Consider the following 8,343-nt stretch of genomic DNA (forward strand, 5'->3'; position numbering starts at 1 on the left):
CCGTAGCGGCTGGACCTGCGCGGCAACATGCCCCGGCACCCGTCACTCGGCCGGCTCGTATGAGACCGAAGCACTCCGAATTCTTTCGTGCACCTGCCCCACACGTCCCCGACACGCGCCGCCGCCGTGAAACGATGCCGTTGTGACCGAGTCCTGGACTGCTCCGGCTCCGCTCGACACCGCCGCCGCGGCGTCGATCTGGGCGCAGTACGCGGCCGCTCGGCCGAGCGCGGCGCAGGCGTGCCCCGACTACACCGTCGACCGGTTCGGTGATTCCGCCGAGCTGGCGGACCAGTTGCTCGACCTGGTCATGCAGGGCACGAAGCGGGCGACCTCGGCGCACTTCGACGGAATCGTCAACGGCGGTGATCCGCTTCCGCAGATCGGCTCCCACTGGATCGTCTGCGACGGCGCCGGCGTACCGCGGGTGATCCTGCGCACCGTTGAACTGCGGCTCGGCGCGTTCCACAGCGTTGACGAGCAGTTCGCCTACGACGAGGGCGAGGACGACCGCAGCCGTGCCAGTTGGCTGACCGAGCACAGAAAATACTGGCAACGCACCTGCGCGGCACGCGGCGCGGTGTGGACCGAAGACGACGAGATCGTCTTCGAACGGTTCCGCGTGGTCTACCCCCAGAATCTCGCGGACCTTGACCCCTAGCCGCGGGAGTCCGGGCAAACGGTTACCACAGCCATTGGAACGACCCGGGAGGTCGGCCGGCCGGGCAATGCGCGGCTGCCTGGTCCGTCCTGCCGAAATACTCGGCGAAGAAGGCGACCTTGTCCGAGGTGGGGTTGTCGACGACGAGCACGACCGCCGCGGCAACCGCCGCGACGGCAATGGCGGCGGCCAGCCGCGGGCCGGTGTTACGACGCTGCGCGGCGAGGCCGAAGGGCAGGGCTACCGCGGTGAGGATGGCCGCGTACACCACTGCCCGCGCAAGCAGCTCAAAGGTGATCGCGAAGTTTCCTCCGGCGTCGTAGTCCAGAGGCTCGGGGCCGAGGCAGTACTGAACCGCGCCGTAGACGTGCGCGGTTCGGGAGAAGCCCAGGATCGCCGCCCCGATCGGGACACCCAAGGCGGTCCCGATCAGGGCCGTCCGCCGTGCGAGCTGTTTCATCCGCGGACCCTCTCACGACGAGCCGACGGTACAGACGCTGCTTCACCGGATCTCCACGAAACAACCACGGGATCGGCACATCTGAATGGTCGGCCGCCACACCTCTGCGAACACCAGGATCAGTACTCCTTCTTGATGACAAAGTAGGAGCCGCGAATCGTTCCGGCCAGCTTCGACTTCTGCCGGGCGAACTTGAACGACCCGAGCTCCTCAGGAACGTCCATCCCTTCGGAAAGCTTGAATCCGACCGCCCGTTTTCCGCCGTCGTCAATCGTGTACATCACGTTGATCGACAGGCCGTTCTCGTAGAAGACGTAGGCCATCCGGATGTTCTCGACCTGGAACGCGGTTGCCTCGAGCGGCCGGGAAGAGATGACGATGCCGCGTTCTTCCTCGAGGATGCGGCTCACCCAGGCGATGGTCGGCTCGGCTTCGCTCGCAGGCTCAACCGTGAAAGTGTGGTCGTACTTGTTCTTGAAGTACCGGGCCTCGTTCGCCCGCAGGCCGGCTAGCGCATCCGCGACCGGCGACGACTCCAAGCCGACGGTCGAAACGGTGCCGAAGTCCACCGCATAGGACATGACAGTTCCTCCGCGTGAAAGTGCCTTCAAATCTCGGAACAGGGATTTACGGCTGACATGAGGGTAGCGGTGTTCGTCGTCGTTCTCGTAGGTGATCGGGAACCTCGGTCCGAGCCGCCGCCGTCGATCGACTGGCGGTACAAGCCGGGTGGACGGATGCACGGGGAGTCGCGACCGCGGGCCCCCGAGTTGCACACGGCCTGAGTGTATGAAGATCATCACGGTGGCGAATCAATTCACAAACTTGCGGTCGGCTATGCGACAAACACGCCGTAGCGCGAACAACCGGACTGGTGTATTGGTGATTCTGCCAGAATTTGATCGCCCTGCCGGAGCCTTGCAATCCAGCCAGGGATTGTGAGCATGACGTTCTAGGCGCTCCTGCAGCGGTCCTGGTGCCGGTCGAGGTCGCGAACGGCTTCCCTGTGGTTGGTCTGCAGCAACATCGGCGTTCTGGCCTTTGTGGAGCGCAGGGCCTCGGCGGGGTCGGCGCCGGCCTCGGCGTCGATCGCGGTCTGGTCGAAGTGCCAGGTGGATATGGGTTTCCCGGTGACTGCGGCGGTGTCCGGGTGGTTGCGGTGTGGGTCAGGGTGTCGAGTTCGACACCCGCGCCTGTCGACCTTTGACCGGCGGGCGTTGCCCGCGGCGGCCCGGTTCGCTCTGGAGTGGATCAAGACTGCTAGCCCTCGGCGTGAAGGGGCCCGGCCGGTCTGACTATCCACCGGCGTGACTGCCTCGGGGGCGTTCTCCGCGAGTATGGCGTGCCCCTGCCAGGCGGACATTCTCGGCGGGTACGGGGTTGCGGGTATCCGGCGGATCATGCAAAGATCTTGCTCGCCTAAGGGTAACGGGGAGATTTACACGCCGCAGATATGCGGGCAAAGGCCGGAGCACCGTCGGCCATTGCCCGCGGCGGTGTTTGGCTTGATGCTGGTTCAGTGGTGGCGTTCAGAATTCCCACCCAACCGGAGCTTGCGCGCAGCAAGCGTCTGCCTATCTTCCTCACTTCCTTGAAGGAACGTCTGTGATGAATAGGAGAAGAGTGCAATGAAGAAGCGGAAATACACCGTGGGGTCCGCTGTCGCCCTGGCGATGGCGGCAGTCGCTGTGATGGCGGCGCCGGCTTCTGCGGCTGGACCCACCAGCCGCGTGATCGAGCGCAGTGGCTGCCTGTGGACGGCGGAGAACTGGGGATTCGAGGCGGAGACCCATCGTTCGAACCCCAACACCTGCTCTGGACATGGTTGGGTTCAGATCAAGGTCAATGGTACGTGGTCGGCCTGGGCGCACGATTACACCGAGGCGAAGTTGCGCGCTCCCGCCGGGCAGAGGATCCAGCAGAGCCGTCACAAGACATGTGCGGACTGCGGCTACATCACCCTCAACGCGCCCAGCTAGAGATCCTTCACCGAAATTAATCGAGAGAGAGCCGCAGGTTGAAGAGGAACCGTACTCGGAATCGGATAGGCGCGCTCATTGCCGCCTCGGGTGTCGCCGTCACGGCGGTCATCGGTCTGTTCCCGTCCGCCGCATCCGCGCAGATCATCGATCGCGCTGGGTGTCGATGGGAGACGAAGAGCTACGCGTGGATCGCTGAGACGTACCGTGTCAGTGGCGATTGCGCGGGACACTCCTGGGTTCAGATCAAGGTGAACGGCAGCTGGGGTGGATGGGTACACCAGGCTGGGTTCACGAAGGCCCAGCTCCGCCCGCCGCCCGGTCTGCTGGTCCAGCAGAGCCGCCACAAGACCTGCGGTGACTGCGGCTACATCACGCTGAACGCCGTAGGGTAACGAGCGGTTCGGGTCGGGCAGCGAGCCGTGCTAGACCCGGGCTTCGCACATGCTTTCAGTGAACGGCCGTCACCAAGATCGATGTTTTGATCGCGAATCGGTTGACGAACCCGGCGGCGATGGTCGGGATCTGTGGTTGGGCGCGGCGTGGGCGGTCTCGGAGGTTTCCGGGCCGCCCACGCCGGCGTTGGGCGATGACCGTCTCGCTCGTGCGTTGGAGGCGGTCGCCGAGCACGTCGATGGGATCGTGGGTCGGCCGGCACGGCGGCGGACGTGTTCGGCAGTTGGCAGCCGTGCGCCAGGAACCAGATTGGCTGTGAGCATGTCCGCATCCGAGGGGCAGGCCCTCATCGGCACGCTGATGCAGGGCACCGTGACCGCGGTCTTCCCGTGGGGAATCGTGGTAGATCTCGGCGACTCCCGCGTCGGACTGATCGATGTGCTCTACGTGGATGACGACGATGACTACCAGGTTGGCCAGCAGATCTCGGCGTACCTGACCGACATCAACGAGAAGGCGGAATACCGGCTGCGTCCTCCGCAGCAGGTGCCGGTGGTCGACCGGCTGAGAGCCGCCGGGCACGACGTGTAGAACAAGGACGGCAGGGGCGGCGGGCCGCGACGGACAACGTCGCGGCCCGCCGTTCGCTACCCGGACCGAATTCAGGGCTGGTCTCACTGTGCGTCGATGGTGAGGGTCTCGCCGGCTCCGACCGGTGCTGACCTACCGAGAGCAAGTAGGCAGAGCGCTCCACTTAGGTCAGTACGTACGTGCTGGTAGGTACGTGCTTACACGGACGCGGTGGCGGATGGTAGCCGCGCAGACTCACAACCGAAACAAGGGGGCGCATACGAAGAGCGAGCCGGCCCCACCATCGTCGGACCCGACCGATCACGGGTCCACAGTCCACAAGGGAGACATTGCAATGACTCTGAGGACAACACGCCGGTCGAGGTACCGCCTGTTCACCATCGGGCTGATGACCGTCGCAGGCACGCTGTTGACCCTCGCGGCAGCACCGATGCCGGCTAGCGCCGAGACACCAACGGCCGGCAATCCAGAGGTACGTGCCGCTGCCCAGCGCATCTCCCAGGGGCGGCCGTCATCAGGGGACCTGGCACTGATCCGATCGGTGCCCGGGCTGGCCGAAAAGGTCGTCGACCCGAGCCGGACCACCGTGACCGAGTCTGAAGGACTGCTGGCCACTGGTTCGGCGCAGCCGAACGCGGCCGAGGTCTGCAAATATCGCTGGCAGGACCTCCGCCAAAACTCGACGCTGGGCTTCACCATCTACACCTGGCGCCACTACGTGGAATGGTGCTACAACGGACAGTCGGTCACCCGCTGGCGAGCCCGGCTCGATCAGCTGACCTACAACGACGGCACCGTGATCGTCGGCCCGCTGCTGGTCGACATCAAGACTCCGACTCCGGGCGTGACTGCATCGTCTCGGTACCAGCGATCCCTCCAGCAGTGCTTGGCGACCGTCGGCTGCTGGGCCACCTACGTCCCCTGGAGCCAAATCAACGTCACCAGGACCGGAGGCTCGTCGGCCAGCTGGGGCGGTCTCATCTAGCGAGGGGAGTCGCACCATGAGTAAGGCATTACGAGTGGGCGCTCGGCTGGTGGCTGCGGTGTCCCTTGTCGCGGGCGGCGCCGTGGTGGTGGCCGGCCCGGCTGCGGCGGCGGTGCCCGGTCTGGTGCGGATCGCGGCGACCAGCCCCAGCAACTCCAACGTATCCCGTAGCGTCACCGCTACCTGCCCGGCGGGTAAGCAGCTACTCGGCACCGGCTACGAGATCCACGACGGGTTCGGCAAGGTCGTCGTGAACAGCGTGCGGCCCAACGGTAGCCCGAAGCAACTTCCGACGGCGGTGACGGTGAGCGCGCACGAAGGTGATCCAACCGCTGGCAACTGGTCGGTGACCGCCTATGCAACCTGCGCGAATCCGGTACCCGGGATGGTGAAGGTCTCAGCCACCAGCGCCAGCGATTCCGAACACTCGCACTCCGCCGAGGCATACTGCCCGACGGGCAAAAGCCCGACCGGCTTCGGCTTTCACCTCAACGGTACGGACGGTGACGCCCACGTTTTCGTCATGTCCAACTGGATGGCGAGAGGCGACGAACGGGCCAAAGTGGGGGTTTGGGCGAGGGAGACCGATCCGATTGCCGGCAACTGGACGTTGACCGCCTACGCGCTCTGCACTGCGTTGCCGGGCGTACAGGCGGTGTCGGCAGCCAGCGGCCAGGACGGCAATGACTTCCACACCGCCACGGTGCGGTGCCCGGAGGGTAAGGTGATGACCACCGCCGGCTTCGATATTCAATATGACGTCGACAACATGGTCCCGGACGACTTACGGCTCAATGGTGGCAACGCGGCCGCGCCGAATGCGGTGACCGCGAGTGCCTACAAGCAGGACCCCAGCCAAGCCGATTGGCGAATCGTCGCCCGTGGCATGTGCGTCAACGCCTAATTAAAACGTACGGTTGGAAGGCGACCGGCGCCCTACCCGATTCAATCGGGCAGGGCGCCGGCCCCGCGTCAGGTGGCCGACGCCCTCCCGGGGCCCACTCGCCGCTGAGGATGCCGGTACCGGGGCAATTGCGGTCAGCTCCGGCCGGCTGGGGCCGATAATGCGGTGAATGACGGGAGTGGGGTGGACTGATGGCGGGCAGCGCGGCTGACGCGGAGGAACTGTCGGCTGCCCTGCTGGCGCTCGAGGACAGGATCGTTGTCCCGGACCCCGAGGCCGGCTACGCCGCCGCGGCCGAGCTTGAGCGGCAGGCCGCCGCTCTGGGCGATGAGAGCCTGCTCATGCGGGCCCGCCTGCGCCGGGCTGTCATGCTCGACCGGGCCGGTGACCTCGCGGGCGCAACCCGGCTGACCCAGGAGGTCCGCGACTGGGCGGCCGTTCACGGCGACCGCCGGCTGCAGGCCCGCACCCACGCGTTCTGCGCGACCATCGCACAGCTGGCCGGGGATGCGGCGAAGTCCCTAGAGCACGCGCTGAGCGCGGTTGAGCTGCTCGATGACACGGCCACCCCGTACATGCAGGTCTCGTACCGCGCCGCGCTAGCCGATGCATTGGGCCACAACGGCGACATGGACGCGGCGCGGCTGCGTTACCGCCAGGCCGAGGCGCTTGCCCGGAAACTGGAGCAGTGGGAACGGCTTACCGTCGTGCTGAACAACTGGGCCTGGGCCGAGTACGACGCCGGTGACTTCCCGCGGGCCAGGGAGATCACCCACCGCATGCGCGAGGATGCCGGCGCGCACGACATCGACCTCGACCCGACGGAACTGGACACGATCGCGGTGATCCAGATCGGCAACGCCGAGTACGCCGAGGCCGAGGCGACGATGCTGGAGTGCATCGCCCGCCACAAAGCCGGCGAATCCGACGGCGCGGACGATCTGGCCGATTACCTGCTGACCCTGACGCGGGCCCAGCGTGGTCTCGACGCCACCGGCCGGGCACAGGTGAGCCTGGACGCCGCCCGCGCGCTGTGCCTCGAGCGTGGGTTGCACGAGGTCCTGGTCCGGGTGCGCCAGGAGCAGGCCGAACTACACGCCGCCCGCGGCGAACACGCCGAGGCGTTCGCCGCCCACAAGGTCTTCCTGGCTGCCAAGGAGAGCTTGCGCGCGGAGCAGGAACAGGAGAAGGCGCTGATCCGGCACGCCGTGTTCGAAACCACCGAGGCCCGGCAGGAGGCCGGCCGGTTCCGGGACCAGGCCCGCCGCGACGCCCTCACCGGGCTGCCCAACCGCCGCTACGTCGATGAGGAACTACCGGCGCTGATCGCCGCCGACCCCGGTCTCACCGTGGCGATCGCCGACATCGACCACTTCAAACAGATCAACGACACCCTCTCCCACGATGTCGGCGACCAGGTCCTCGTCCAGGTCGCCGAACTCCTCGGCACCGAACTCGCCGCCACGAACCCAGACGGGTTCGCCGCCCGCCTCGGCGGCGAAGAATTCCTCCTCGTCCTGCCCGCCACCCCGATCACCCTCGCCGCCGAACACCTCGACGCCATCCGGCGCGCCATCAGCGAACACCGCTGGCACGACATGACGAACGGGCTGCCCGTCACCATCAGCATCGGCGCCGCCGCCGTCATCGAAACCTCACCACCCAGCCAGGCCGGCGCCCTGGCCGACGCTGACCGCAACCTTTACGCCGCCAAACACGCGGGCCGCGACCGCGTCATCACCGGAACACCACCCGAACCCCGCACACGCACCTACCGCGACACCGACGCCGGCTAGAACCCGGCGGCCTGGCTCGCCGGCCCGGAATCCGCCGAGTAGATCCGAACCGTTGGCGCGGCGTTGTTCACAACTACCTCGCGAACCGCAGGCCGACAATTCAGCGCGCCCGCCACCTCCGACCGGAATGGACATCAAAGTCCATCCCGCCGTCGTCGCGCTCTCCGGGCAGGACCAGGCCGCCAAGTCGGAACGCCCTACTGGGCGGGGTCTGGGACGGAGAGCGGAAGACATGGGTCGATCTGGATACTGGCCGTCCGCTGCCGACGTGGCTGAGGCACTGGATGAGGTCGACGACGACCGGGAGGCGGAACCGGCGCACGTGACCCGGTTCAGTCCGTAGGTCAAGGCGAGGGCGTCGAACCGCACGCACAGGACGTCGATCGCCTCGCGATGGCGCCGCACTCCCGGTCGTGGTCCTGGACCGGCTACTGGAGGGACTGTGGATCTTTCGGTGTTTCCGGTCTGACCCGCCGGGGCGTAGCCCGGCGAGGAAGGTGCCGTGATGACGACGACACTGGATGGTGTGACCCCTCGTAAGAAGAAGCCCGAGCTGTCGGCGGAGGCCGCT

At 66.5% G+C, this 8,343-nt stretch carries 8 protein-coding genes; 6 read left to right on the forward strand and 2 right to left on the reverse strand.

Annotated features, from left to right (window positions below; all coding sequences use genetic code 11):
• Positions 1–142: 142 nt before the first annotated feature.
• Positions 143–661 (forward strand): ASCH domain-containing protein, encoded by a 519-nt coding sequence (locus AB0B58_RS34735; protein WP_360232738.1) that lies wholly within the window; start codon positions 143–145, stop codon positions 659–661.
• 22 nt (positions 662–683) lie between these two features.
• Here AB0B58_RS34735 and AB0B58_RS34740 read toward each other — a convergent pair whose 3' ends face one another.
• Positions 684–1,121: a hypothetical protein gene (locus AB0B58_RS34740; protein ID WP_360232741.1), complete on the reverse strand. Its 438-nt coding sequence runs from the start codon at positions 1,119–1,121 to the stop codon at positions 684–686.
• A gap of 119 nt (positions 1,122–1,240) precedes the next feature.
• Positions 1,241–1,702: a phage tail protein gene (locus AB0B58_RS34745; RefSeq protein ID WP_360232744.1), complete on the reverse strand. Its 462-nt coding sequence runs from the start codon at positions 1,700–1,702 to the stop codon at positions 1,241–1,243.
• 1,047 nt (positions 1,703–2,749) lie between these two features.
• Here AB0B58_RS34745 and AB0B58_RS34750 point away from each other — a divergent pair.
• The 5 genes from AB0B58_RS34750 (at position 2,750) to AB0B58_RS34770 (ending at position 7,772) form a co-directional block, all read left to right on the forward strand.
• On the forward strand, positions 2,750–3,100 hold the full coding sequence (locus tag AB0B58_RS34750; RefSeq protein WP_360232747.1) for a hypothetical protein: 351 nt from the start codon (positions 2,750–2,752) through the stop codon (positions 3,098–3,100).
• Between the two features lie 717 nt (positions 3,101–3,817).
• The gene (locus AB0B58_RS34755; protein WP_360232750.1) at positions 3,818–4,087 is read left to right on the forward strand and encodes a S1 RNA-binding domain-containing protein; all 270 of its coding nucleotides are present in this window, start codon (positions 3,818–3,820) and stop codon (positions 4,085–4,087) included.
• A gap of 388 nt (positions 4,088–4,475) precedes the next feature.
• The gene (locus tag AB0B58_RS34760) at positions 4,476–5,072 is read left to right on the forward strand and encodes a hypothetical protein (protein ID WP_360232753.1); all 597 of its coding nucleotides are present in this window, start codon (positions 4,476–4,478) and stop codon (positions 5,070–5,072) included.
• A gap of 16 nt (positions 5,073–5,088) precedes the next feature.
• Positions 5,089–5,976, forward strand: a complete 888-nt coding sequence (locus AB0B58_RS34765; RefSeq protein ID WP_360232756.1) for a hypothetical protein — start codon at positions 5,089–5,091, stop codon at positions 5,974–5,976.
• Between the two features lie 191 nt (positions 5,977–6,167).
• Positions 6,168–7,772 (forward strand): GGDEF domain-containing protein, encoded by a 1,605-nt coding sequence (locus AB0B58_RS34770; RefSeq protein ID WP_360232759.1) that lies wholly within the window; start codon positions 6,168–6,170, stop codon positions 7,770–7,772.
• Positions 7,773–8,343 lie beyond the last annotated feature (571 nt).

Source organism: Actinoplanes sp. NPDC049118, from assembly GCF_040648555.1.
In the GTDB taxonomy this organism is placed as follows: Bacteria; Actinomycetota; Actinomycetes; order Mycobacteriales; family Micromonosporaceae; genus Actinoplanes.

Coding starts and splice junctions, on each gene's coding strand:
- AB0B58_RS34740 (WP_360232741.1), bottom strand. CDS start 1,121: ATGAAACAGCTCGCACGGCGGACGGCCCTGATCGGGACCGCCTTGGGT.
- AB0B58_RS34745 (WP_360232744.1), bottom strand. CDS start 1,702: ATGTCCTATGCGGTGGACTTCGGCACCGTTTCGACCGTCGGCTTGGAG.
- AB0B58_RS34760 (WP_360232753.1), top strand. CDS start 4,476: ATGACCGTCGCAGGCACGCTGTTGACCCTCGCGGCAGCACCGATGCCG.
- AB0B58_RS34765 (WP_360232756.1), top strand. CDS start 5,089: ATGAGTAAGGCATTACGAGTGGGCGCTCGGCTGGTGGCTGCGGTGTCC.
- AB0B58_RS34755 (WP_360232750.1), top strand. CDS start 3,818: ATGTCCGCATCCGAGGGGCAGGCCCTCATCGGCACGCTGATGCAGGGC.
- AB0B58_RS34750 (WP_360232747.1), top strand. CDS start 2,750: ATGAAGAAGCGGAAATACACCGTGGGGTCCGCTGTCGCCCTGGCGATG.
- AB0B58_RS34770 (WP_360232759.1), top strand. CDS start 6,168: ATGGCGGGCAGCGCGGCTGACGCGGAGGAACTGTCGGCTGCCCTGCTG.